Annotated in this window: 24 protein-coding genes; 6 read left to right on the forward strand and 18 right to left on the reverse strand. The window is 27.3% G+C overall.

The genetic code is table 11. The annotated features are described in order from the left end of the window. Nucleotide 1: 1 nt before the first annotated feature. The 6 genes from K0039_RS04560 to K0039_RS04585 all read right to left on the reverse strand — a co-directional run bounded on the left by K0039_RS04560 (nt 2) and on the right by K0039_RS04585 (nt 8,419). Entirely contained in the window at nt 2–4,483 is a 4,482-nt protein-coding gene (locus tag K0039_RS04560; protein WP_228103847.1) for an Ig-like domain-containing protein, read from the reverse strand. 168 nt (nt 4,484–4,651) lie between these two features. Continuing rightward, nucleotides 4,652–5,263, reverse strand: coding sequence for a response regulator transcription factor (locus tag K0039_RS04565; protein ID WP_228103848.1), 612 nt, complete (start codon nt 5,261–5,263; stop codon nt 4,652–4,654). 231 nt (nt 5,264–5,494) lie between these two features. After that, nucleotides 5,495–6,277, reverse strand: coding sequence for a Cof-type HAD-IIB family hydrolase (locus K0039_RS04570; protein WP_228103849.1), 783 nt, complete (start codon nt 6,275–6,277; stop codon nt 5,495–5,497). 253 nt (nt 6,278–6,530) lie between these two features. Continuing rightward, on the reverse strand, nt 6,531–6,938 hold the full coding sequence (locus tag K0039_RS04575) for a YkvA family protein (RefSeq protein ID WP_228103850.1): 408 nt from the start codon (nt 6,936–6,938) through the stop codon (nt 6,531–6,533). Nucleotides 6,939–7,043: 105 nt separating this feature from the next. Next, a complete protein-coding gene (locus tag K0039_RS04580) occupies nt 7,044–7,703 on the reverse strand; it encodes a pentapeptide repeat-containing protein (RefSeq protein ID WP_228103851.1) in 660 nt (219 codons plus the stop codon). 56 nt (nt 7,704–7,759) lie between these two features. Beyond that, on the reverse strand, nt 7,760–8,419 hold the full coding sequence (locus K0039_RS04585; protein ID WP_228103852.1) for a B3/B4 domain-containing protein: 660 nt from the start codon (nt 8,417–8,419) through the stop codon (nt 7,760–7,762). A gap of 202 nt (nt 8,420–8,621) precedes the next feature. Between K0039_RS04585 and K0039_RS04590 the strand changes: the two genes are divergently transcribed. The 5 genes from K0039_RS04590 to K0039_RS04610 all read left to right on the forward strand — a co-directional run bounded on the left by K0039_RS04590 (nt 8,622) and on the right by K0039_RS04610 (nt 15,579). Then, complete coding sequence (locus K0039_RS04590; protein WP_228103853.1) at nt 8,622–9,131, forward strand: ferritin; 510 nt, start codon at nt 8,622–8,624, stop codon at nt 9,129–9,131. A gap of 152 nt (nt 9,132–9,283) precedes the next feature. Continuing rightward, on the forward strand, nt 9,284–9,958 hold the full coding sequence (locus K0039_RS04595) for a TetR/AcrR family transcriptional regulator (protein WP_228103854.1): 675 nt from the start codon (nt 9,284–9,286) through the stop codon (nt 9,956–9,958). Between the two features lie 148 nt (nt 9,959–10,106). Continuing rightward, the gene (locus K0039_RS04600; RefSeq protein WP_228103855.1) at nt 10,107–12,200 is read left to right on the forward strand and encodes an efflux RND transporter permease subunit; all 2,094 of its coding nucleotides are present in this window, start codon (nt 10,107–10,109) and stop codon (nt 12,198–12,200) included. A 17-nt stretch (nt 12,201–12,217) separates the two neighbouring features. After that, entirely contained in the window at nt 12,218–14,767 is a 2,550-nt protein-coding gene (locus tag K0039_RS04605; protein ID WP_228103856.1) for a hypothetical protein, read from the forward strand. Nucleotides 14,768–14,934: 167 nt separating this feature from the next. Further along, on the forward strand, nt 14,935–15,579 hold the full coding sequence (locus K0039_RS04610) for an HD domain-containing protein (protein ID WP_228103857.1): 645 nt from the start codon (nt 14,935–14,937) through the stop codon (nt 15,577–15,579). 38 nt (nt 15,580–15,617) lie between these two features. On the opposite strand, the gene K0039_RS04615 is transcribed toward K0039_RS04610, so the two are convergent. The 3 genes from K0039_RS04615 to K0039_RS04625 all read right to left on the reverse strand — a co-directional run bounded on the left by K0039_RS04615 (nt 15,618) and on the right by K0039_RS04625 (nt 17,970). Further along, on the reverse strand, nt 15,618–16,127 hold the full coding sequence (locus K0039_RS04615; protein WP_228103858.1) for a TIGR03943 family putative permease subunit: 510 nt from the start codon (nt 16,125–16,127) through the stop codon (nt 15,618–15,620). Between the two features lie 67 nt (nt 16,128–16,194). Then, the gene (locus K0039_RS04620; protein ID WP_228103859.1) at nt 16,195–17,106 is read right to left on the reverse strand and encodes a DMT family transporter; all 912 of its coding nucleotides are present in this window, start codon (nt 17,104–17,106) and stop codon (nt 16,195–16,197) included. Between the two features lie 18 nt (nt 17,107–17,124). After that, nucleotides 17,125–17,970: an alpha/beta hydrolase family protein gene (locus tag K0039_RS04625; protein WP_228103860.1), complete on the reverse strand. Its 846-nt coding sequence runs from the start codon at nt 17,968–17,970 to the stop codon at nt 17,125–17,127. A gap of 204 nt (nt 17,971–18,174) precedes the next feature. Here K0039_RS04625 and K0039_RS23825 point away from each other — a divergent pair, with 204 nt between their 5' ends. Then, nucleotides 18,175–18,864 carry a DUF1648 domain-containing protein gene (locus tag K0039_RS23825; protein WP_369123846.1) on the forward strand — a complete coding sequence of 230 codons (690 nt, stop codon included), beginning with the start codon at nt 18,175–18,177 and terminating at the stop codon, nt 18,862–18,864. Between the two features lie 92 nt (nt 18,865–18,956). On the opposite strand, the gene K0039_RS04630 is transcribed toward K0039_RS23825, so the two are convergent. From K0039_RS04630 to K0039_RS04665, 9 genes are all read right to left on the reverse strand, one after another. Then, complete coding sequence (locus K0039_RS04630) at nt 18,957–19,070, reverse strand: HD domain-containing phosphohydrolase (RefSeq protein ID WP_228103861.1); 114 nt, start codon at nt 19,068–19,070, stop codon at nt 18,957–18,959. Nucleotides 19,071–19,320: 250 nt separating this feature from the next. After that, a complete protein-coding gene (locus K0039_RS04635) occupies nt 19,321–20,277 on the reverse strand; it encodes a carbohydrate kinase family protein (RefSeq protein ID WP_228103862.1) in 957 nt (318 codons plus the stop codon). Between the two features lie 216 nt (nt 20,278–20,493). Then, the gene (locus tag K0039_RS04640) at nt 20,494–20,733 is read right to left on the reverse strand and encodes a hypothetical protein (RefSeq protein WP_228103863.1); all 240 of its coding nucleotides are present in this window, start codon (nt 20,731–20,733) and stop codon (nt 20,494–20,496) included. A 23-nt stretch (nt 20,734–20,756) separates the two neighbouring features. Further along, a complete protein-coding gene (locus tag K0039_RS04645) occupies nt 20,757–21,302 on the reverse strand; it encodes a DUF2812 domain-containing protein (protein ID WP_228103864.1) in 546 nt (181 codons plus the stop codon). 19 nt (nt 21,303–21,321) lie between these two features. Then, complete coding sequence (locus tag K0039_RS04650; protein WP_228103865.1) at nt 21,322–21,648, reverse strand: PadR family transcriptional regulator; 327 nt, start codon at nt 21,646–21,648, stop codon at nt 21,322–21,324. A 202-nt stretch (nt 21,649–21,850) separates the two neighbouring features. Further along, on the reverse strand, nt 21,851–22,573 hold the full coding sequence (locus tag K0039_RS04655; protein ID WP_228103866.1) for an ABC transporter ATP-binding protein: 723 nt from the start codon (nt 22,571–22,573) through the stop codon (nt 21,851–21,853). A 2-nt stretch (nt 22,574–22,575) separates the two neighbouring features. Next, entirely contained in the window at nt 22,576–24,993 is a 2,418-nt protein-coding gene (locus K0039_RS04660; protein WP_228103867.1) for an FtsX-like permease family protein, read from the reverse strand. A 386-nt stretch (nt 24,994–25,379) separates the two neighbouring features. Beyond that, nucleotides 25,380–25,502, reverse strand: a complete 123-nt coding sequence (locus K0039_RS21930) for a hypothetical protein (protein ID WP_265589405.1) — start codon at nt 25,500–25,502, stop codon at nt 25,380–25,382. Nucleotides 25,503–25,524: 22 nt separating this feature from the next. Then, nucleotides 25,525–25,902, reverse strand: coding sequence for a hypothetical protein (locus K0039_RS04665; protein WP_228103868.1), 378 nt, complete (start codon nt 25,900–25,902; stop codon nt 25,525–25,527). Nucleotides 25,903–25,913: the final 11 nt, after the last annotated feature.

The raw sequence follows: 25,913 nt of genomic DNA on the forward strand, positions 1-25,913 counted from the left end.
ATTATTTTACAACTATCTCTTTATATACACTTGTTGTAGCCGTTTTGCTCATTTTTATAGTGATTTTAGTATTTTTCTTTTGTTTTGGTATGCTTATTGAGTAAGTACCATTTTTACTAACCTTAACTGATTTACCTATTTGTTTTTCATTTACATAAATTCTAATCGTTGCTCCAGGTTGACCTTTGCCGCTAATTTTTGTTGATGTTGATTTAATCGAATTTGCAGTAAGTGTTTTAGAGAATACATTTAAAACTGTTGTAGTTTTTCCTTCTGTATAATATCCTGCTTTTGAAATTTTAACATTTATTTTATCATATAATTTTTGAGTAGGTATTTTAACAGAGTATTTTCCATTCTTATCTACTGTTATTTTTCCTACTTCTTTATTATTTGAGTATACTCTAACTATAGCTCCTGAAATACCTTTACCTGTTACTAATTTATCATTTGGTTTTATTCTATTTACTGTAAAAATTTTTATTTGTTTTAATACTGTTTTTGATAATTTTTGTGATATGTATCCATCCTTAATCATTTTTACAGTAATCTTTGTTCCTCCTGCTTGCTTGGGTACTTTTATAGAGTAAGTTCCATCAGCTAAAACAGTTGAGGATCCTATTAGCTTATTTCCAACATAAGCTTGTACTTTAGCACCACCTTGTCCTTTACCTGTAATTGTAGTTGCATTGTATTTAATATTATTTATAGTCATGTTATTGTCAAACTCAACTTTTAGTTGACTTACTGCGCTATTTAACTTGTCTATTTTTTCCACATAATTTTTTTGTTCTTTGCTTAATTTATCATAAGCCAATTTTACTTCTTTTACCTGCTTATAATCATTTTCTGTTATTTTTGATGGTATTTTGCTTATTAATTCGTCTACCTTAGTAGCCACTTTTAAATCTGACTCACCTTTTGATACTAAATTTTTTAAATTATTTATTTTATCTACTGTTAATGCATAATCTTGTACATCTTTACTAAGCTTATCAAAATCACTTAAAATTAATTTTGCTTCTTCCAATTGTTTTTTATTAGTAACTATTACAGAAGCATCTTTTACTTTATTATCAAATTCATCAGCTTTTTTAATTAATTCTAGATTTGCTATCACTTTGTTATAAGATTCTTTTGCTGAATTATTTGCATTAAAGTATTTTTTAGATTGAGAATTTAGTGACTCATATCTATTTATTAACATCTTCGCTTTTTCAACAGTGCTTCTATCTGATTTTAACGGTAGTTGTAAATCTAAAAAATCCTTTGTAAGTGTTGAAGCATTTTCTTTATTTACATTGTCTTTTCCTATTTCTAGAACTATCTCATCCAATGTAGCTTTTGCAGTTTTAACCTTATCATTATTTTTTGCACTATTATCCATATTTCCATGTGCGCTTATTGAAGTTACTACTTTATCCATATCTTCCTCTAATGCTGGTCTTTGAATTTTTTCAACCAAACTTACAAAGTTGCTTATTTCCAATTCTTTAATTTCTTCTAAATATTTATTTAACTTTGACACTGTTGAGTTATCTATTAATAATTTTTGATTTTCACTTAATGAGTCATACATTGATTTTGCTGATAATATGTCTGTTTTATTTTTATCACTATACCCATTACTTAAATTAATACTATTAATAGCTTTTACAACATTATCTACAAATGCTTTATTAACTGCTTTTATACTAATAATTGTATTTTCTGCATTTTTTATTTTACTTATATTGTTTGTCAAATCAGTATTTAATAGTTCTTGTTGCTCTTTTCTTAATGAATCATATGCTTTTCTTGCTTCCTTTATTGTATCTTCATCATTTAAAGTTATTTCATCTGGGATTTTTGAAATAATAGTTTTTACTTTTTCTATTTCTAAGTTACTTATTGTTTCTTCAGCTTTAAGTAATTTATCTAAATTAGTAACATATTTCTTTTGCTCATCTGTTAAAGAATTATATGCATTTCTTATTTCTTCAATTTCTTCTTTGTTCTCTAAAGTAACTTCTACTATTGTATTAATCTTTTCTATAACAGAACTTGCTGTTTCTTCATCTTCACCTATAACAGTTACTTTACAGTAAGCAGATTTTCCACCTACTTTACCATATATATTTGTAGTGCCAGACTTTTTACCAGTTACTACACCATTTTTATCTACTGTTGCTATTGAACTACTAGAAGTTGTCCAAGTGACTGTTTTATCTACTGTTGAATTTTCTGGTTCTGTAATTACAGAAAGTTTTATAGTTCCATTTATAGCTATTTTAGCTGTACTTGGATCTATAGTAACTTTTGTTATAGGTATATTTACTGTAACGCTACATTTAGCAGTAAATTCTCCTATTTGCGCTACTATATTTGTTTTTCCTGCTCCAACTGCTGTTACTAAACCATTTTTATCAACCTTCGCAATTGATTCATTCTCTGATTTCCATATTACAGTAGTATCTCCCATAGAGTCTACTGGATCAGGATTCGCAATCAATGTAGATGTTTTATCTAAATCTAAAGATAATTCATTTTTACTAAGTTTTACTCCAGTAAGTTTTGACTCAACGTTTACATTACAAGATATAGTTTGTCCATTTACATATGCATGTACTTTAGTAGTACCTACACCCATACCTTCTATTGTTCCATCTTGAGAAACTGTCGCTATTTTATCATCATCTGTAGACCAGTATATATCTTTAGGTGTAAAGCCTCCATTTATATTTAATTCTAGTTTTTTGCTTTCATTTTTTTGTAAGGTTACATCACTTAGCGACATAGAAATTACATCTGTCATATCATAAAGACTATTTTTACCTTGTAAAAATCTTTGATAAGCCACAAGTGCATACATTGCTTGATCTGTAGCCATGCCATTTGCTGTGCCATTTAATATGTGTTTAAATCCTCCACCTTCACAGTAAAATTCCATAATTGCTGTCAATAACCAATTTTTTTCTTTTATAAATCTTGTATCTGTTGTTGGGTCTATTCCTAGTTCACATAAAGCAACTATAACTTGAGCTATGCTTTCGCTATTTACAGTTCCCCAACTTGCATAACCACCATTTTCTTTTTGTATATTAGAAAGTTTAGTTAATGCTCTTTCTATAAAAGGAGCCACTTTTTCATTATCTTTATATGGTGCCAGCGCTTGGAGTGCCATAGCTGTTATATCTGGGTCCGGTGTAGTTCCAGATAATGCCCATCCTCCTGCTTCATCAGTACCAGTCTTTATTTCTTTACTTAGTATATAATCAATATATTTATCTCTTGTAGCTTGTTCTTTGCCTTCTTGTACTGTTGGTATTTCATAGCCTCTAGTGTCTAAAGCTATAAGTGCAAAAATAGGTCCATTAATTCCTTGCCATATAACTTGTTGATAATCTGCCAAAGGAGCAACCATATTATAGCCAGCTACATTTCTTGCATCCTTGCCTATGGAAGATAATGCTAATATTAACCTTGAATACTCTGTATATTTTCTCTTGTCTAATACACCATCTACACTTTTTACTTTTTCTTCTATTCTTTTGTAATAATCTCCATAATAATTTTCTGGAACACTGATATTTCCTCTTGCAAGAGAAAGAACTGTCCATTCTCCTGCACCTGTACCAAAAGCCGGTTCAGGTACTGTATTTATCATAAATTTTCCAGTAGAACTTATTGCTTCATCAACTGATGGTGATGGTTTATTTATATTATCATTTATGCCCAATTGTTTAAGTGAGCTTTCCAATAATTTCAATGCATTATCTACTTCATCTTGCGTACTTTCCATGTTTGTTAATACATTATTAGCTTTATCATATGCTTTCCTTACTTTTATATTACTTAGTAATGATAATTTATTATCTCCACTATTTATTTTTGCAACTGCTGTTGTTAACTTATCTTTATTAGATGTTTTAATAGAACCCCAAGATGAACCTAAATCTTCACCATATCCGTATACAGTAAATTGCCATCTCATTACATCTCCATTTTGTGGATTATATCCAGATACACCCACATTTGGAAATTCATTGCCTACCGTATACATCCAACCAGACATTTGAGTATAATCAAATGCACATAACCATCCCTCTTTCTTCCTTGAAGTAGGATCACTTGATAATTTTTCTAAAATATATGTTGGTATGTTTTCCGTCCTATAGTCATTGTCTCTTATACCAGAAATATAAAAAGTGTTTTCAATATCTCCTGTTGCTTGATAGTTTTCTGACCCAAGAACTCTGTCTACAACTTTAGCTCCATTATCACCTTCATAATAAGGAACTATAATAGGCTCCTGTATATAACCTAGTCCAAGTGTGAATTTCTCTATACTTAGAGTTACATACCCTTGAGGAGTTTTTCCCTCAATATAGCCTAACTTCTGATTAGTTTGATTCTCAGCACTTGCAAATACTGGACATAATACATTAAATACAAACACTAAAGACATCAATAGGGATAAAAATTTCCCTTTGAGTTTTTTCATAAAACCCATCCCCCTTTTAAATTTTATCAGTGAAATTTTTACAATATGTTGTTAAAATTGCTATATTCTGTTCTATATAAAATTATATAAAAAAAAAGACTAAAACATAGTCTAGTCTTTTTGTATTAGCATGGTAGTACTACTCGAAGTAATACCATATAAATATTTTTATTCTTTGCTTTGCAATTTTACATAAGAAATTGCTTCTTTTCTATTTCGAAGATTTAGTTTTACAAAAATATTGCTAACATGCTTTTTAACTGTACATTCTGTAATATATAATTTATTTCCAATTTCTTTATTATTACATCCATCTCCAATTAACTGCAAAACTTCATCTTCTCTTTTAGTTAGCTTGTTTCTACTATGCTTTTCTTCATGTTCAAATAATTTTTCAAGTAAATCTAAATCATAGTACTTTTTACCTTTGATTACACTATGTACAATAGAAGAAAAATCATTTTTATCAGGTATGTCTGCAACATAACCTTCTACACCATTTTTTAAAGCCCTCTTAAAAATAGCCCCTCTTTTTCTAATATCCAACACAATAACTTTTATTTGATCATTGATAGACTTTATAGATTCTATAAAACTTAATAATTCCAAATAGTCATTTCTAATATCTATTATTATCATTTCAATATTATCGTATTGCATATTGCAAATAAGTTCTAATTTTTTCACAGAAATAACTTCAATTTCATCTTCACTATTATTTAGTATATCTTCTACTACCCCAATAATAATATCCGATTCTGAAATAACCAAAACATTCATTTCGTTACACCCCTTACTAAAACACAAAAAATCAAGCAAACCGACATTTTAGTTTTAAATTTATTTCCTCAATCTTGAAAAAATTATAACCTTAACCCTAATAAATTACCTTTATAAGTTAATTATCTGTATTTATAAAGAAGTCTATCATCTAATTTAAATACTGTCAATTAAAGTAGTACTACTTTATTAACCTTAAAAAATATCTATTTAAGGTAACCAGAGCTATACTTAATCAATAATTTTAAAATATTTCATAGCATGTTCTATTCCATCTTCATCGATATGTTTTGTAACAAATGTAGCCTTTTTAAACAAATCTGGATTTCCATTACCCATAACTATACTATTTGAAGCGCTATCTAACATAGGTATATCATTATTACTATCTCCAAAAGCAAATGTATTTTCTTTATCTATATTAAAATGATTAATTAAAAAATCTATACCACTTCCTTTTGAATGTCCTTTTGGTATTAATTCTCTTGTTCCCTTTCCATGATCTATATAATCAAATGTTTCTTTTATATCTTCACAAAAATCATCTATATATTTGTTATCATCATATCTAATAAACATCTTATTAAATGTCATATTGTCTAAATCATAAGGTTTTACTGGATAATTTTGTTTTCTTAAATTAGACAATAAAAAGTCGTCTTCTGCATTTTCATTCACATATATGGCCTCTTCACCTTCTAAAACAGCATTTAGTCCATATTTTTTTAATGAGTTCAATATAATATTATGCTTTTCTTTATTAACTCTATTAACATAAAGTACTTCATCATTAACTTCTATATAAGTACCACACCCACAAACATATCCATCAAAACCTATTTCCTTTATATCGTCACCTATTAGCGATTTTGTTCTTCCTGTATTTATAAAAATTAAATGACCTTTTTCCTTTGCTCTTTTAAGTGCGTTTTTTGTACTTTCTGGTATTGTGAAAGTTTTGTGAGAAAGCAAAGTTTCATCAATATCGAAAAATAAAATTTTTCTATTTTCCATGTTATAATCCTCCCTAATGTCTTTTTATTTACATATAAAATATATCCTTAAGTTATATTTTTTTCAATTGCATTTTTCTATTACACAACTATTTTTATGATATGTAATTATTCAAGTATTAATATTTTTTAGCTAAGAAAATTTATAAAAACTTCAAATTTTGTATGTTTTTGTTGAAATATAACAAACTGTATTATAATAATATATAAATTTTTCAATATATTATAAAAAAGCCAGTATAAAACTGGCTTTTTTATTCATCTTTTATGCTATAACTAGCATCATCTATTATGTTTGGATCTTTATATACTTTTTTACCGCTTCTCTCATGGGGATCTTGAGGACCTTTATATTTAGACAACTCTTCATAAATTATACCTATCGCCCATATTATCATAAAGGCATCATCGAAAAATCCTAATGGACCAAACAAAGCCTCTGGAATGATATCTATGGAAAATACAAAGTATATTAGTGTAGCTACAAAAGAAAAGAATATTTTAGCCTTTCCTAAAAAAGATACATTTCTATCACTAAAATAATCTGCAACTTTAGGCAGATTTTTTATAAGTCCTATACCAAATCCAGCCTCTTTAAATCTTACTAATACCCTCTTAAAACTATCTAAAAACCTGTTGCCAGTATTCATAGTCTTGTTCATTATACATTCTCCTTAAGAATAAGATATTTCCACATAATTGTTTATACAATATATTAAAACAAAAATCGACTATATTCAAGGAAATTTTTTATGTATTAGTATAATTTACTCTACAATTAGCCCTATTAATCTCACTAATTCTAAACCTTGACTAGCATTTACTTTAGCCTTGTATAGTTCTGGTATTCCAATTTCTATTCCATCAATCTCACAATTAGATAAATTTACATCTTCTAAATATGTCCTTGTAAAAACCGTCTTTTTAAAATCACAATCATCAAAGTTCAAATATTTATTTTTTACTTCCATAAATACACTTGAAGCAAAAGATGAACCTTCTAAGCTTACCTTGTTCAATTTGCTAAAAGCAAAACTACTGTAGTCTCCTAAAATATTTTTAAATAAACAATCTTTTAAATTTGCATCTTCTATTTTGCATCCTACCATCTTGCAATTTACAAATTCTGTCCTAAATATACTTCCTTCTGAAAAATCAATATTTGATAAATCACATTTATCAAATATTACATCTAATAAGTCTATATATCTTAAGTTGCAGTTGTCAAAATTCACATTTTTAAAAACACAACTATCAAAAGATAACCTAGACTCATCCATAGTTGGAATATCAATATTTTCGATCAATTTATCACAGATCTTTTCATCTTCTTCTATTAATTCCAATAACTGATCTAGAGTATTTATTACCTCTAAATTAACATTAATCTTAGGCTTTTGAATTTTTTTCAACTTACTCATCTCCATTCTTAAAATTCCTCCATATCCTTTGGAAAAATAATTATTTTTATTTAATTATATTACTATTTATTTATTTCTTTACATAAAATTTTTCCATCAGCATATTTTTCTAAATATTCGCAAGCCTCATCCATATATTTATCTAACTCTTCATCACCATTAAATGAAATTATATTCATTAGAATATGCTTAGCATCTGTGGTTATCATAGCTCTTACAGAATCAGAAGTAGTACTCCCAAACTTTCCTTTATTATCATAAAATACTGGTAAATTAGCAATATTCAATTCACCCTTCCCTATACCTGCATAAGTTTCTCCTTCCTCTGCAATTGTAAAATGTATATTTCCACTTATCTTGTCTAAATCATAGGTTCCAACAGAATATGCAGAATTTAAAGAAATTAAATTATTTATATCCACCACATTATTAACCTTATATAAACCAAGTCCCCTAACTATTCTTCTATATAGTGCCTCAGAAGATAATCTATATCTAGATGGATCTTTTCCAAAGGCTTTATAAGCCACCCTAGAGTCTGCAATATTTTTTATTGTATTAATTGCCTTAACAGGCACACTATTTTCTATTTCCTTTGCTTTTTCATCAATTATATTCCATAGTTGATTATTATTCTCTGTTACATTAACATAAGCTTCAATAGAACCGATTGCTACTTTATTACATTTTTCATTAATTTTATCATCAATTATTATTTTCATTTCTTAAACCCCCTTTTCTATTTAGATATAATTATACTATAAAAATATATATTTATCATTTTTAACCAAATTTTTGTTTATATCCACATTTTTATATTTCAATAATAATATTTTCTTAATATAAATTTTTTTTATGGCCAAAATATTCCATAAGCTATGTTAAAATGATAATAGTTAAAATATTATATTAAGAGGTGTAAGTATGTTAAGTGAAAAACTAGAAAAAAGTTTAAATGATCAAATAACTTTTGAATTCTATTCTTCATATTCTTATTTAGCAATGTCTGCTTTTTGTGAGTCTTCTGACTTAAGTGGATTTGCTAATTTTTTTAGAGTTCAAGCAAAAGAAGAATTAGATCATGCCATGAAATTATATGATTATGTATTCCAAAAAGGTGGTAAAGTAGTTCTTGAGGAAATAGAACAACCTAAAAAAGAATACGATAACATGGTAGACGTATTTGAAATTGGTTTGGCTCATGAAAGAATGGTAACAAGTAGGATTTATGCTATTACTGATATAGCTACTGAAGAGAGAGAACATGCTACTATGAGTTTCTTAAAATGGTTTATTGACGAACAAGTAGAAGAAGAAAATAACTTTAATTCTTTACTAAAAAAAGTTAAAAGATGTGAAAATAATCCAGCTGCTCTTTATATGCTTGATGATGAATTAGCAAATAGAACTTACGTAGCACCTGCTACAAATTAATTTATAAAGTTACCTATAGTGGCAATCACTTTAGGTAACTTATTTTTTTTAAAATGTTAATTAATATTTTATTTAAATAAAAAAAACTTTCCAAATTAGAATATAGTATTATAATAGTGTTAAATAAATTCTAATTAAAAGGGAGTATTGATATGAATGAATTAAAAATGCAAACCATAAGTGATATGGAGAAAAATATATTAAAAGTATCTACGGAGCTATTTTTAAATCAAGGCTATGATAAAACAACTATTAGACAAATTGCTGAAGAATGTGGAATAGGAAGAGGTCATTTATATTATTACTTCAGAAAAAAGGAGGATATTTTAATTCATATCTTTAAACAAATCCTAAATAAAATTTATGATGATGTTATAGAAAGTAATGATGATAAAACAGAAGTATTGTTAAGCTATGCTATAATACAATGTGTTTACACCTATACTTTAGTTTTAAATGAAAAATTATTTAGAATTTATTTACAAGGTTCCAATATAGAAATTGTAAGAAGAGCTGCTCAAAATATTTTAATAGATTTGTGCAAGAAAAAAGCTGAAGATATGAATTACGATGTAAAAGAAAAGGATATATGTTTTAGTGTTACTATCGGATATGCCGGTGAATGTGAATTATTAAAAAGATATTATCATGGTGAAGAGGACTTTGACATAGATTCAATTGTAAGAAGTATTATCTCTACTCGTTTACTATTGCTTAATATTATAGATCATAAACAGGTAGATGAAATCGTTGATAAAGCGATGGTAGAAGCCAAAAAATTTGATTATCATGACATAATTGCAAAATTCCACTATTTTAAATTTTAAGATGAACAATGTAAAGTTGTTCATCTTTTTTAGTTTGATTTAATTGGTAAATTTTAACAAAAATAGTTGACATTGCATTGGCCACGCCCTATAATCTTGTTATGAATTTGGGCACGCCTAAAAGTGCTAATATTTTGGAGGGGTAAATATGGAAAGAATTGCAAAAAAAATTGCAAATCACAGTAAGTTAATCTTACTATTGGCAGTAATCTTATTAATTCCATCTGCATTTGGTTATTTTAACACAAATATTAACTATGATATCTTAAGTTATTTGCCAGACAATATTTCTACTACAAAAGCTGAAAAAATTTTAAAAGATGATTTTGGTTGTGGCACTCTATCCATGCTAATTGTAGAAAATATGGATGATAAAGACGTTTCTAAAGTTAAGGACAAAATTGCTAAGGTTGATGGTGTATCTGATGTACTATGGGTAGATGATTTTATGGATTTATCAGTACCTAAAGAGATTTTGCCAAAGGATATGACTGATCTTCTATACAACGGGGATAAATCTACAATGATGATAATAAAAATGGAAAAAGGCACTGGGGATATAAAAACCCAAAATGCAGTATCTTCCATAAGAAGCATCGCAGGAAAACAAGCTTTTTTAAGTGGAATGTGTGGAATTCTTAAGGATACTAAGGATTTAGCAGATAAAGAAGTTCCTTTGTATATACTAATCGGTGGTCTTTTAATTTTAATTATTTTAGGTCTTTCTTTAGAATCGACAGTTATACCAGTAATCTTTTTAACAAGTATTGCCATGGCTGTAATCTATAACTTTGGTTCAAACATTATCTTTGGAGAAATATCTTATATAACAAAGGCCTTAGCAGCCGTTCTACAACTAGGTGTTACTATGGATTATTCTATATTCTTATTCCATAGATATGAAGAGGAAAAACTAAAATTTCCAAACAATAAAAAAGATGCTATGGCACATGCAATTAAAAATACCTTTATATCTGTTATTGGAGGATCCGTTACTACTTTTGCAGGATTCTTGGCTCTATGCACTATGGACCTAGGTATAGGAAGAGATATAGGTTTAGTTATGGCAAAAGGTGTTTTTTTAGGTGTTCTTTGCACCATTACTGTTCTACCTTCTTTCTTACTTGTGTTTGATAAACAAGTTGAAAAATATAAACATAGAACCGTAATGCCAAAGTTTAATAAAGTATCGAAAATTATAGTTAAAAATTATAAGAAATTAGCCATTTTATTTGTAATCATATTTATTCCATCTTATTTTGGATATAAAAATGCTAATGTTTACTATAATTTAGATGAAAGTTTGCCAAGCAATTTTCCTTCAATTATTGCTACAAACAAAATGAAAACTGATTACAATATGGAAAGTACCAATTTTATTTTAGTAAAAGATACTGTTGCTCCAAATGACTTAAGTAAAATGATTAAGGAAATTGAAAATTTAGATGGCATTACTTCAGTTATTGGTCTTGAAAAATATATAGGCCCAAGAGTTGACCAAGGTTTCTTACCTGAAGATATTCTAAGCGAAGTAAAATCTAATGGTTATGAACAAATATTAGTCAATTCAAAATATAAAGCTGCTACTGATGAATGTAATGCTCAAATCGAGGAAATAAATAAAGTAGTTCACAAGTATGACAAAGAAGGGCTTGTAGGTGGTGAAGCACCTCTTACTTTAGATTTAATAAAAATAGCGGACTCAGACTTTACAAAAGTAAACTTCGCCTCTATTGTTGCTATATTCATTATTATTACTATATTATTTAAATCTGCTTCTCTTCCAGTAATACTAGTTTCTACTATACAGTGTGCTATATTCCTTAATTTAGGTCTTCCTTATTATACAGGAACTGTAGAACCATTTATAGCCTCTATTGTTCTTGGAACTATACAATTAGGAGCTACTATTGACTATGCTATTCTTCTTACATCTAGATTTAAAGAAGAAAGAAATGAAGGATATGAAAAATTTGAGGCTATGGAACGTTCAATAAAAAGCAGTTGTCCTTCTATTATAACTAGTGCTCTATCATTCTTTGGCGCTACTGTCGGTGTAGGATTAATTTCAAAACTTGATATGATTAGTGCTCTTTGTACTCTAATGGCGAGAGGTGCCATAGTTAGTATGTTTATAATTATTTTTATACTTCCTGCAATACTATTATTATTTGAAGGAATCGTTGTTAAAACTAGTAAAAATTTTATAACTGAAAAAGAATTATGTGAAGAAACTAATTAATAGGGGGGTTTATTAAAATGAACAATAAAGAAATAAAAAATAAATCTGTTGCTCTTGCAACTGTAGTACTGATGCTTGGTAGTTCATCTTGTGTATTTGCTGATAACAATATAAGTAAAGATGAAACTGTATACTCCATCTTAGATGAAAATGGTAATGTTAATAAAAATATAGTATCAGCTTGGATTAATAGTTCGTCTTCTCTTGGAACTATCCATGATGTAAGTTCTCTAAGCAATATAAAGAATGTTAAAGGTGATGAAAAACCTGAAATTAGTGGAGATAAAGTAACTTGGAATGTTAACGGTGATGATTTATATTATCAAGGTGAAACTAGCAAGAATTTACCTATTAATGTGAATATCAAATATGAATTAAATGGTAAAGAAGTAAATCCTCAAGATATCCAAGGAAAAAGTGGTCAATTTAAAATTACTTTATCTTTAAAAAATAATGAAAGTCGCCAAGTAACTATAAATGGAAAAAACAGAACTATTTATGTTCCTTTTATAACAGCTTCAGAAATTGTTTTAAATAGGGATAATTTTAAAGATATAAAAACAAGCACTGGAACTTTACTAGATGAAGGAAGTAATTGTGCTATTACATTTGTATCTATACCAGGTTTCAAAGAATCTCTTGATTTAGATAGTAAGTTCTCTAGTTATCTTGATTTAAAAGATGAAGTTGTTATTGAAGGGAATACTACTTCTTTTAAAACTCCAAATATAATGATTGCTGCTACAAGCGATGTATCAAAATATCTAGAAGATATAGATGATGATACTAACTTTGGTGATTTAAAAGATTCTTTAGATAAATTGCAAGAAGGTGGTAAAAGTTTAGTAGATGGCGCTAAAGAAGTTAGTAATGGTGCAAATACTTTAGATACTAATTATAAAAAATTTAATAGTGGAGTTAAAACATTAGACAATGGTATAACTACCCTTAATAATGGTTCCTCTCAACTTGTAAGCAAATTACCTGAATTAAATAATGGAGCTCAAAGTTTATCTAGTGGTCTTAATACTTTAAGCTCTTCTTCTAAAGACTTAAGTAATGGTGCTAGCAAAGTTGATTCTGGTGCTTCTAATTTATCTAGCGGTCTTAGTACTTTAAATTCTTCTTCTAAAGATTTAAATAGTGGCGCTAAACAAGTTAACGATGGAACTTCATCCCTATCTAGTGGCCTTAGCACTTTAAATTCTTCTTCTAAAGACTTAAGTGACGGTGCTAAACAAGTTAGTGATGGGGCTTCTAAATTAAATAGTAATTATTCTGATTTAGATAAAGGTATTAATTCTTCTTATAGTGGTGCTAGTGACTTAAAAAAAGGTGCTAAACAACTACAAGCTGGTGCTGACAATTTGGAAGAAGGACTAAGCAATGGTTCTAGTGGAGTAAATGACTTAATATCTTCTACAAATGTAATTAGATCTCTTGCTTCGAAAATAGAAGATATTGCTTCGAAATTAAGTGCTGGAAGTAGTAGCAAAATCCAATCTAACCTTTCATCTATAGCTGCTAGAGCATCTGAAAATGGTGACGAAAAAACATTAGCTAATGTACAAGAAATTAGTGATTCACTTAGCAAACAATCTTCAAGTATTAGTAGCGCTGCCGATGGTTTGCATAGTATTGCCAAGGGATTAAATGATTTAGCTGATAAACAAGAAAGTGGTCTAAAGTCTTTATCAAAAGGTATTGATTCTGCAATAGCTGGTGCTAAAAAACTTTCTTCTGGCTTAGGTGATCTTAATAGTGGATTATCTGATTTAAAAACTGGTTTAGGGGAAGTAAGCAAAGGTTCTAGCTCTATTTCTAGTGGACTAAAAACCATAAGTGATGGTAGTTCAAATTTAGCAAGTGGTTCTTCTCGACTTGCTAAAGGTGCTTCTGATGCTTACTCTGGTAGCAAGGATTTAACTTCTGGTGCTTCTCAACTTGCTTCAGGTTCTTCTCAACTTGCTAAAGGTGCTTCTGATGCTTACTCTGGTAGCAAAGATTTAACTTTTGGTACTTCTCAGCTTGCTTCAGGCTCTTCTAAGCTTACTAAGGGTGCTTCTGATGCTTACTCTGGTAGTAAGACTTTAGCTAATGGTACTTCTTTATTAGAATCTAGTGGCAAAGCATTAGCTGGTGGTGTAAATACATTAAAAAATGGTTCATCTGAACTTGCTAGTAATTCTGACAAGATTTTAGCTGGAATAGGAACTTTATCTAGTGGTACTGACCAACTATATTCAGGCGCTAAAAAGCTTCAAGATGAAGGTTTAAATAAACTTACTGAAGAAGGAAATACTTTAATAAGTTCTTTAGATGGAGCTATGGAAGTTAAAGACAAATTATTAGATGTTGCTGAAGGATATGATAATTTTGCTGGCATAAGTGATAGTATGGATGGTAGTGTGAAGTTTGTGATGAAAGTAAAAGCTGAAGACTCGCAGAAAGATTCCGATAAAAAAGAAGTTTCTGATACTAAAAATGATGATTCAAAAAAAGTAGATAATAGTAAAAGTTCTAGCAGTAATTTTATTGGCTGGATAAAGAGCAAGTTTAATAAATAGATATTACCATTTTACCTCTTTATGGGGAGCAAGGGAAAATAATTATAACCTTGCTCCCTTTTTAATTACATACTTTTCTCTTGTTTGTGAAAAAATGTATGTAAAAGTATAATTTATATTATAATAAATCTATGCTTTACATAAAACTAAAATTGAGGGATGGTTAAATGAATAAAGACATAATATTGAAAGAAACTAAATCATTTGTAAAAGATAAATTATATAAAGAAGGCTCTGGACATGATTGGTTTCATATAAAAAGAGTTTATAATCTGGCTACTTATATTTGTGAAAAGGAAGGCGGAGATGAATTCATTATTAAAATGACTTCTCTACTTCACGATATTGACGATTGGAAATTTAGCAATAATAATAATACAACAGAAAATTTTTTAAAATCTCTTCATGTGGATGAAGAATCTATTTCTAAAATAATAAATATAACCACTACCATGTCCTATAAAGGCGGTGTAGCAAATTCTGATCAAAACAGTCTAGAAGGAAAAATTGTTCAAGATGCTGATAGATTAGATGCTATGGGTGCAATAGGCATAGCAAGAGCTTTTACATATGGTGGCAGTAAAAATAGATTAATGTATGATCCCCATATTAAACCTAAAAATTTTCAAAACTTAGATGAAGTAAAAAATCTTGATAACCACACAATCAATCATTTTTATGAAAAACTACTTAAACTTAAAGACTTAATAAATACAGATACTGCTAAACAAATTGCTGAAGAAAGACATAGATTCATGGAAATTTATTTAGATGAATTTTATTATGAATGGAATTTTAATAAAGAAAAATAATCAATAAAAAGTCCTATAAATAATATAGGACTTTTCTTTTAATAAAATGGTTTTACTTTTTCCATTCCTCTATTTTTCATTATTTTTACAGAGTCTGCCTTAATAACTAAGTTTCCATCTTGCTCTTCTAACTTACCTACAACTTTTATCCAATCATTTTCTTTTGGTAAATCTCCATCATAATCAAATTCTAATCCACACATAGTTTCAACCTCTTTATACTCTTCATCTTCATGTTCAGAGTCATCATCATGGTTATGTTCTACTGTATCAGTTAATCTATAAACATATAAATGATTTTTATTATCTTTATTTTTTAATTTTGTAAACATACCTTCTAATTCTATGGTTTTGCCCACATATTTGCTACTGTCTAAATAAATATCATTTATATAATCAACATATACATTTTCCATTATTTTAATTATTTCTTGAGAATCTTCATTTTTATGTGTTTCAGCACTTTCACTAGATACTTTTTTATTACATCCAGTCATAATAATTATTGTGCATAAACTAATTAGTATAATACCAAATACTTTCTTCACTTATTGACCTCCAAAATATGTATTAAATATTTTGTCTTATCTTATCATGAAGAAAAAAATGTGTCAATTATTCTTCCTCAGTAGTAGCCGACTCTAATAAAAGTTTTTGCGACTTCATTTTATTACTATACATTTCACTAATAAAAGTAGATCCTAATATTAATATACCTCCAATAATTTGTAATAAACTCATACTTTCACTTAAAATTATAGATGACATAATTATTGCAGAAATGGGGTCCACATATGAGTAAATAGCCACAGTCTGACTTTCTATTTTTTGAATAACAGTAAAATATAATAAATAAGCTATCCCTGTATGAACTACACCTACTACTAATAATATAATTATTGACTGGATAGAAATACCTGATAAACTTATTTTTTCTGTAAACATCACGTAAGGTAACAGAAATATAGCTGCTACTGATAATTGTACTATGGCACTATCTCTCCCTGAGATATCCTTTAAAAATTTATTTAAAATTACCACACTTGCATAGAAACATGCGGCACTTAAACCATATAGTATTCCAACCATGTTATTTTCGCCCATACTACTTTTATCAATTCCAACAGTACAAAGCATTCCTATCATAGCTGCAACTATACAGGATACTTTTACTGAGTTTAATTTTTCTTTTAATAAAAAGGGTGATAAAAGCACTACTATTATTGGTGCTAAGTAATAACAAATTGTTGCTGTAGAAATAGTTGTATAACGATATGCTTGAAATAAAAAAATCCAGTTAAAACCTAAACATACTCCACAACATATTAATACTAATAAGTTTGATTTTATCTTTTCCTTTGATAATTTTTCCTTTGATATCATACTGAAAATTATCAAGAAAATACTTCCTACAATAGCTCTTACCAATGCTATTTGGCTGGACGTAAAATTAATATACCTAACAAATATACCAATACTCCCCCAAATTAACATGGCAATGATAAGGCCTAATTTATATTTTTTCATCTACTCTCTCCTTTTTAATTATAAGTCTTTATATATACTTTCAATATACTCTGCCACAACTTTAGATAGTAATATCCTTTTATTACTGTAAGAATGATCCGTACTCATAAAAATTTCCTTTACATTATTTTCATTATATTTATAGATTTCTTTCATTAAAGGTATGTGATGAAGTTTATTAGGTCCTACAATATCTCCTCTGGCTGCAATTATTAGAATATTTTCTTTTGACAATTGCTCTGCTTTATTTGATAATTTCCAATCATCACCATTAATTATAGTTTCTCTAATTAATGCCATTGTATCTGTATCGTTTAATGGTAAAATAGCTGTAGAAAACATATTTATCCCATCTCTTAATTCCTCTTCATTTTCCTTCATTAAACATCCTTTTAAACCAAAGTCATATGGGCTAATTGAAACGGATGCTTTTATTCTTTTATCTGTACAATTAATTAAAGTAAGAAATCCACCCATACTATGGCCAACAAGAAAAATATTATTTCTATCTATGTCATAAGTTTTTATATTGTCTTCATTAGTTACAAAATCAATTGCTTTATTTACATCTTCAATACAATTTGAAAATGTAAACTTTCCTCTTACTCCCCAACACCCCCTATAATGAAATGTAAGTACATTTAAACCACATCTTCTAAGGCTATGTGACAAATCATGATTATCTTCATATCCAGGAAATCCATGCAATAAAATCACAGTTGGATTCGGCCCCTTTTTACCTGGAGTTAGCATGATCCCAATTAATTTTTCTCCATGACTATTTATTTTAATATCATGCAAATCAGGAAAATATTCATCTCCCCATTCTACCTCTGGATCCATAAAAATCATTTTACTATTCATTTAACTCTCTCCCTCAATAACAAAACTTATTATATAAATTATAACTAATGAAAAAGATAATTGGTTTAATATTCTAAATTTTTGTGAAAGTTTTTATTTTAGTCACATCTATTAGACTTTTCACTATATAATATTATATAGAGTAATCTAAATTCTTAATTAAAGAGGACGAGTATAATGAGGAAAGTAAAAAAAATTAACATTATGGTTAAGGCTTTTTATGATATATTTGGTACACTTCCTTTGTTAATAACACTATATATATATCCATTAATCCCCAACAAGATTCCTATTCACTATTGGATGAATGGAACTATCGATAGATGGGGAAGTAAAAATGAATTATTTATTGTTCCAATAATAATTTTTTTATTATTTGTTATTTTTAAACCTAAATTCTTTTATTTAAGTTTTAATTATGAACCCGAAGATAAAATAACAAGATGGAACAACTATTATTTTTTGATAATCTTAAATATTTTAGTATATACAAATATATATATATCTTTAAACTATGAGACTTGCTTAGACAATTTTAACTTTTACAATTTCTTTGCTTGCGCTATTTGTTTTCTATTTGGATTTTATGGTAACTATATTCCTAATTGTAGTAGAATCTCTAGCTTTTCTATAAGAAATAAATATACCTTAGAAAATCATATTATTTGGCATAAAACTCATAGGTTTTGTGGGATACTTTGGTTTACTGGTAGTATAATGTTCTTTCCTATGCTTTTGTTTAACAGTAACTATTATCTTTTAGCTATTGTAATCTTAATGTTATGTATTTTTTTAATATCTCCCATTATATATATGAAATATCTTCATAAGAAATATATTAAAGGTGAGTTGAAAGATAATACTCGTAGAAAAAGAGTTCAGCATTCTCATTAATTAAAAGAGACTGTAGATAATTATAACATCTACAGTCTTTTTTAATTATTTTATGTAAAATTATAAGCTTTTTATTTATAAAACTCATAAATTTATTCTCCTTTTAATCCACATGGATAACCGCTTCCATCCCATCTTTCATGATGATAGTGAGCCATATCTTTTGCTATATATAAAAAACTTTCTCCGCTAGTTTCATTTATCATTTTTTGTAACGTTTGCCCACCTAACTATGCATGGTTTTTCATATATTCTGCTGTACACTTTACATGTTCCCCCGTGTTCTCATCTCTACATTCCACAAGTTCAGCCAAAGATAACATCATTACATCCTGTAAATGCTCTATAATGTTTACAATATATTACATTTGTACCCCTATTTTTATATGATATAACTATATAAAAATTTAATAAAAAAATCCAACCATTATTATGGAAGGATTATAGTTTTAAAGATTATTTATTATATTTTACATGAGTCCATTGTATATTATCAACATATTTATTAACTAAATCATAACACATATCTGGATGAATAGTTTCTTCTGTTGATATAGTTATAGTTGACATAGAAATAGCAAATTTAAGTGTCTCTATTAATGAAATATTTTCCATGTATCCATGAGCTATTCCTGCAACAAAAGAATCTCCAGCTCCTGTCACATTTACAACTTTAACATCGTTAGCTTTTAATTTTCCTTCTTCTACTCCATTGTTATAGTATATTCCGTCTTCATCTAATGTAATAAATACATTTTTTATTCCTAGGCCAACAAAGTATTTTCCAGCTTTTCTTACGTCTTCATCATTTTTAATTTTAAATCCACACATTATTTCAGCTTCATATCTATTTGGTTTTATAGTATGGAAATATTTTATTAAATGTTTTACACCTTCTGCTTTTGCAGCAGATACTGGATCTAATATGAATTTAGTTTCTCCACTAAAATTTTTAAGTATATGCTCTACTATGTCCGGTCTATCTGAATCTAATATCATATATTCAGAGTTTCTTATTGTTTCTGCCTTAGAGTCTATAAACTCAGTAGTAAATTTATCTATTATTTTCATATCTACTACTGCTGATACCATCTCACCTTGATGGTTAAGTATTGCCATATATGTTGGTGTATGTCCACCTTCTATAATTAAAGAATCACTCATATCGTAATTCATAAGTTTTGAATGTTCTATCATTCTATTTCCAGTTTCATCATCACCTAAGATTGATATAAACTTAGTATTAACTCCTACTCTAGACATACATTCAGCTATGTTTCTGCAAACACCCCCAAAAGAAGTCTTAACCTGACCTGGGTTAGAGTCATTGCATCTATAATTATTATCCGTAAATCCACAAATATCAAAAACTGATACTCCGAATACTAGCGCATAGGAATTTGTATTATTCATAATATAATCATAACCTTTCTAAGAAATTATTTTTATATTTTAACATATTTTTAACGTAAATTTCTACAAATTTCAACATTTTTGCAATGTATTTTTTTTACATCTTATATAAAATTATTTTTCCACCCATATAATAACTTATTAGTGACGAAAATATTACCATAATTATTACATATAAAAAAGGAGTAATAAAACTCCTTTTTTATATATTTTATTCTATTTTCCTAGAACTTTATTAAATATTTTACTTTTATAATTTCTTATTTTTTTCAAATCATAACTCTCACAGTACAGTCCAAATAGTATTAATATTAAACCTAAACTTATGGAAAAACCCTCTAAAAATCCTTTAATGAAATCTGGTAAAATAATATAAAATATATGAAGCTGACCTATTAAAAATGAAATACCACTAAAAATCAAGCCAATACAAATATATTTTTTATTACTATTCATATTTATCATCTCCTAATAAAATTTTATTTATCGCCCATTTTTTCATTCATTATCTCAAGACCTCTTTTTATCCATAGAAAAATGCCCCAGAACAATACTGCTTCAATACCAATAATTATATTCATATGTTTTATTGCTATAAATGTATATATCAACGCAAAGCTAAGCTCTACTACAAATATAAATTTACCTAATTTACACCATCTACCTAACATTTCTCTATATGAAGAATGATCTGTGTATATTTCATATTCACTGGCATCACTATTTTCATCGTATTCTTTTCTAAAGTAATTCCAACCATTATAAGTTGAATTTATATATTGCCATCCTAAATCTTCAAACATTTCTATATATCTTTTTTTCTCTAAGGATTCTCTTATAGTTTCTGGATTATAGTCTATTTTATATACATATTTTTTTGAATTGTCTTTTTCATATACACTGTGGAAACACCCTCCCTTTATAAGTTGCCATCCACCATTACTATTCTCATTTATAAAATCTTCCTCTTTTTCATAATTCCAAGCCATATATGCTCTATATGATCTTTTTAATTCTTTTCCCACTTTTATTATCCTCCTATTTTTATATCTTATTTTCTATTAACTTCGCACTGTTCAATAGCTCTTTAAGCCTTTCTATTTCACCATATAATATATCTGTTCCCTCTTTAGTTATTTCATAAGTTCTTCTTCTATCATCACTGTCATCTGCTGTTATGCTATCTCTTATCCATCCTTTTTTAATCATTTTGCTTACTGCAGTATACATTGTTCCTGACCCTATTTTCACCCTATTATTTGAAAATTTCATAGCATCTTGCATTATTCCATAACCATGATTAGGTCCTTTATATAAACAAAGTAAAATATAGTAATAACTTTCTGTTAAGGGTTCATATTTCTTTGTCATCTATCATCATTCCTTCCTTTGTTATGTTGTATGTCGATATGTCGCAATACGATATATCCAACTTATTTATATCGTATCACGACATATATCGTAGGTCAACATATTTTGGGATTTTTTCCTATATTTTCTTTTATTAATTATTCGCAATGCAAAAAGACTAGAGAGTTCACTCTAGTCTAATCACTTAAAATATATTTTTACTTTATATTTCTTTCATCTTTTCAATAATTTCACCATATAACTTATCTTTATGACTTCCTCTAATTTCATGAGCTATCAATCCATCTTTTAACCATATTACTCTATTGCAATAGCTGGCTATAGCTGGATCATGGGTTACCATTATTAAAGTTTTTTTAAGTTCAACATTTGTATTTATAAGAATATCTATTATAGTTTTACCTGTCTTTGAATCTAAATTTCCTGTAGGCTCATCAGCATAAATAATGCTTGGATCATTTATTAAAGCTCTACAAATTGCTGTTCTTTGTTTTTCACCACCTGATATATTAGATGGCTTTTTATTTAATATATGCTCTATACCAACTTTTTTAGCATAATAATTACATTTTTCAAACATAATTTCTTCTTCCTCTTTATTTATTATCATAGGAAGCATAATATTTTCCTGAACAGTTAAACTATCTAATAATCTAAATTCTTGAAATACAAATCCTATGTCATTTAATCTAATTTCTGAAATTTCATCACTGCATAAGCTTTTACTTTCCTTACCTTTATAATAAACTTCTCCATATGTAGAACAATCTATAAGACCTAATATTTTTAATAATGTGGTTTTTCCACATCCAGAGTTTCCCATAATTGCAATTCTTTCGCCTTCTTCTATTCGGAAGTTTAATCCTCTTAATACATCAACACCTCCAAAAGATTTTTTTAAATCAACTACTTTGATAATTTCCATGGCTATTTCCCTCCAATATTTCTAATTAAAAAATGAGATATAATAAAAGTCGATACACTATATATAACTAGAAAAACTAACATAATACTTATATAAATTTTTCCGCTTGATATTATTTCTAAATAAGTAAATCCACGCATATAAACTGTGGTTATAATAAATATTAAAGAAGTCACTATTGCTAATATACATGGTAAAAAAGCAAATGATGTTATTTCTCTTCTTATTATAGAATTTGACTTCTTTTTCTTTTCTCCTAAATAGCTAAGTAATTGATAACGATTTTTATAATAAGATATATTTCCAAAAGCATGTACAAAAACAATTATTATACTTGCAATTATAAATGTTAATAGTATGGATATATTAATAATTAATTTGAATATTTTTTCGCCTTGAAAACCGTCATTTAAATCTTTAGAATTATAAATATGCTTCACATTACTATCAAGATTACTTTCTTCTTTATGTGTTTTTCCATAATTACTCATATAACTTTCTAATGCTTTATCATTATTTGTATTACTATTAACTGTCATTAAATACTTGATACCATCACTAGTATTATGTTTATTCTTAAAATATTCATCAGAGAAAACCACTATATTTTCATACATTACATTTGTCAATCTTCCAAATAGTATTTCTCTTTTTTCACCGACTACCTTATAATCATTGCTAAATATAACCTTTCTTAACCCAAAAGGATAGCGTTCTCCCTCACCTATTTTAATTAATGGCTTAGATCTTATGACATAAAAATCCAATGGGTGAGCTTTATTTGATTTATCTTCTTGATATAAAATATAAATTTCTTTGTCTTTTAAATTTAATTTTTTGCCACTTATCTTTTCATAAGTGCTTTGAGAAATACCAAGATGATGCCCTATAGGAATTGTTTTATACATATCTCCATAGCCACCATCTTCTCCTCCTGGTACAGTAACTCTTACCACAGGATACAGTTCACTATTTACATCAAATTTATTTTCTATACTTTCCAGCTCACTTTTATCCTTTTCATATCCTAAACATACATAATCATAAGGATAGAGCTCTTTAGTTTCTAAAGGAAATAAAGCAGCTATTTGAAAAATACTTGTGAAAAACATTACAAAAATCAAAGTATATAATGTTAAAGAATTTTTTAAATAGGTTCTAGATTTATAAAGCGCAAGATTAAGAGGTAAAATATTTTTTAAATAGTATTTTTTATTTTTAATTTTATTAAGAATATAACCTGATCCATAATAAACAAATATTACAAATATTATTATCCAAGGATAAATTATATGTTTTGATTCAGCCCAATGAGGATCTGAATAAAATTTAAATACTACTAAAAGTAATATTGGCAATGTAAGTATTATCTTTTTATATTTTGGAAGTTTTTCTTCCATATCTGAAGATGAAATATTAGTAATGCTCCCCTCAATAGCTAAATCTTGAACTATTGCCATAATAAATCCTAAAATTACTACACATCCTATAAAAGATAACTCTGTAATAAGTACTAAATCAACATTTGGTATATTAGTATTTTGTAAATAGAATTCATATACTTTTCTAAAAACAAAAATCATTCCATTACCTAAAATAGCACCTATTACATAAGAAATTAATAAGCTTACAATTAGTAAATATCTCATGCATTTGTATATTTCTTGTTTTTTAATACCTAATAATAATAGCGTTTTAAAATCATACATTCTGTTTTGTATATAGTTTTTAAGTGAATAAAATTGAATTAATATTGTTACAATTGAAATAATAAATAATGCATTTATTACAACTGATGTAATTCCTTCAGTAATATATGCAATACTAGTTTGTTGCATATCATGTACAATAAAAAGGTTTCCTAGGAAGCCGTAAATATATGTGACTGTCAACACCGCACTTATTATAAAAACTATATAATTTTTAATATTAGCTTTAAAATCCTGTAATAAAATTTTATAAATCCATTTATTATTCTTTTTCTTCTTTATTTTTTTATTATTAGACTCTTTATTTAATCTCTTTTGTTCCTTTATTTTTTTATCTATATCTGCATCTTCATAGCTCAATTGACGGAAAATAATAATTGCTACAGCAATTATTAATCTAAGAAATAATACTATAGGTATTATTTTTACACTATTTTGTTGACCCAAAATAAATAATGCTGCATATGTAGCACAATGAACCATTATACTCCCAACTACAGATAAATATATTAATACATTCTCATATGTCACATTTTTTTTATCTTTATATACATAGATAAAATGTATTAAATATAAAAAAGATACTATTAAGTGAAATCCAAAATAAAATAATACAACTCTTTTATCCACTTCATAAAATATCATCGATGGAATTATCCATAAAAAAATGCCACAAAAAATTAACACATTAAACAAAATTTTTTTCTTCATAACTTCCTACCCTTTTTAATAAATTTTAATATTCTGTCTAAATTATTTAGCTTTATATATTTACTAACTTGATACTGTCTAATTCAATAGTATGGAATAATGTGTTAAAAGTAAAGTTAGATAATCCATTAAAATATTTTTCCATAACAAAATTTAAATTTATACAATTCTGTATATTCCAATAAAAAAGAACATAGATATATTTATTTTTATATAAACCTATCTACGCTCTTTTCCATTAAAAATTTTAACTTTTGTCTAAATACTTATTCTAATTTTTATTTTTAATTCATAATAATTCTTTTTATTTTTTTTATTTCTACACATTTATGTAAATCATCATTATTTATATATCGATTGTATATTCTTTATAAATTTGTTCCTCTTCAGAAGAATTCTCTACATCTATTTCTTTTATTTTGTATTTTACTTTTTAATTTAAAAGCTAAAAAAGTACACACTATTATAAATACTATAATTAAAACTTTTTTAGTTTTTTTATTCTTCATTAACCAATTCTCCCTTTCAATTTTATGATATTGGTCTTAGTAAATAAACAACTAATGCTGAAATAGCTATATATATTATTACTATCGCATTATAAAGAGAGAAATTGCTAGTTTCTATCATCATTAAAGCAAAAATCACATTTAATGCAGATCCTACAAATATAAGAGTAATTGCCAGTTTTTTTCCTTTAAAACAAAAGTATAACAATAAAAATGATATTGAGGCCGAGATAATTAAGCCTAGAAAAGTATTGTTAAAACCAAATGTAACACTTCCTGCTAAAGTCTCATTATTAACATTAAGCATTACAAAGTTTCCGAAAATATATGAGTATAAAGCATATATTATTAGAACTGTCTTAGCCACGATACTAAGTTGATTTTTATTTTCTATATCCATGTGTCTTTCCC

This window comes from Terrisporobacter mayombei (assembly GCF_020748465.1).
Classification (GTDB): domain Bacteria; phylum Bacillota; class Clostridia; order Peptostreptococcales; family Peptostreptococcaceae; genus Terrisporobacter; species Terrisporobacter mayombei.

Coding starts and splice junctions, on each gene's coding strand:
- K0039_RS04560 (WP_228103847.1), bottom strand. CDS start 4,483: ATGAAAAAACTCAAAGGGAAATTTTTATCCCTATTGATGTCTTTAGTG.
- K0039_RS04565 (WP_228103848.1), bottom strand. CDS start 5,263: ATGAATGTTTTGGTTATTTCAGAATCGGATATTATTATTGGGGTAGTA.
- K0039_RS04570 (WP_228103849.1), bottom strand. CDS start 6,277: ATGGAAAATAGAAAAATTTTATTTTTCGATATTGATGAAACTTTGCTT.
- K0039_RS04575 (WP_228103850.1), bottom strand. CDS start 6,938: ATGAACAAGACTATGAATACTGGCAACAGGTTTTTAGATAGTTTTAAG.
- K0039_RS04580 (WP_228103851.1), bottom strand. CDS start 7,703: ATGGAGATGAGTAAGTTGAAAAAAATTCAAAAGCCTAAGATTAATGTT.
- K0039_RS04585 (WP_228103852.1), bottom strand. CDS start 8,419: ATGAAAATAATAATTGATGATAAAATTAATGAAAAATGTAATAAAGTA.
- K0039_RS04590 (WP_228103853.1), top strand. CDS start 8,622: ATGTTAAGTGAAAAACTAGAAAAAAGTTTAAATGATCAAATAACTTTT.
- K0039_RS04595 (WP_228103854.1), top strand. CDS start 9,284: ATGAATGAATTAAAAATGCAAACCATAAGTGATATGGAGAAAAATATA.
- K0039_RS04600 (WP_228103855.1), top strand. CDS start 10,107: ATGGAAAGAATTGCAAAAAAAATTGCAAATCACAGTAAGTTAATCTTA.
- K0039_RS04605 (WP_228103856.1), top strand. CDS start 12,218: ATGAACAATAAAGAAATAAAAAATAAATCTGTTGCTCTTGCAACTGTA.
- K0039_RS04610 (WP_228103857.1), top strand. CDS start 14,935: ATGAATAAAGACATAATATTGAAAGAAACTAAATCATTTGTAAAAGAT.
- K0039_RS04620 (WP_228103859.1), bottom strand. CDS start 17,106: ATGAAAAAATATAAATTAGGCCTTATCATTGCCATGTTAATTTGGGGG.
- K0039_RS04625 (WP_228103860.1), bottom strand. CDS start 17,970: ATGAATAGTAAAATGATTTTTATGGATCCAGAGGTAGAATGGGGAGAT.
- K0039_RS23825 (WP_369123846.1), top strand. CDS start 18,175: ATGGTTAAGGCTTTTTATGATATATTTGGTACACTTCCTTTGTTAATA.
- K0039_RS04630 (WP_228103861.1), bottom strand. CDS start 19,070: ATGATAAATGAAACTAGCGGAGAAAGTTTTTTATATATAGCAAAAGAT.
- K0039_RS04635 (WP_228103862.1), bottom strand. CDS start 20,277: ATGAATAATACAAATTCCTATGCGCTAGTATTCGGAGTATCAGTTTTT.
- K0039_RS04640 (WP_228103863.1), bottom strand. CDS start 20,733: ATGAATAGTAATAAAAAATATATTTGTATTGGCTTGATTTTTAGTGGT.
- K0039_RS04650 (WP_228103865.1), bottom strand. CDS start 21,648: ATGACAAAGAAATATGAACCCTTAACAGAAAGTTATTACTATATTTTA.
- K0039_RS04655 (WP_228103866.1), bottom strand. CDS start 22,573: ATGGAAATTATCAAAGTAGTTGATTTAAAAAAATCTTTTGGAGGTGTT.
- K0039_RS04660 (WP_228103867.1), bottom strand. CDS start 24,993: ATGAAGAAAAAAATTTTGTTTAATGTGTTAATTTTTTGTGGCATTTTT.
- K0039_RS21930 (WP_265589405.1), bottom strand. CDS start 25,502: ATGAAGAATAAAAAAACTAAAAAAGTTTTAATTATAGTATTTATAATA.
- K0039_RS04665 (WP_228103868.1), bottom strand. CDS start 25,902: ATGGATATAGAAAATAAAAATCAACTTAGTATCGTGGCTAAGACAGTT.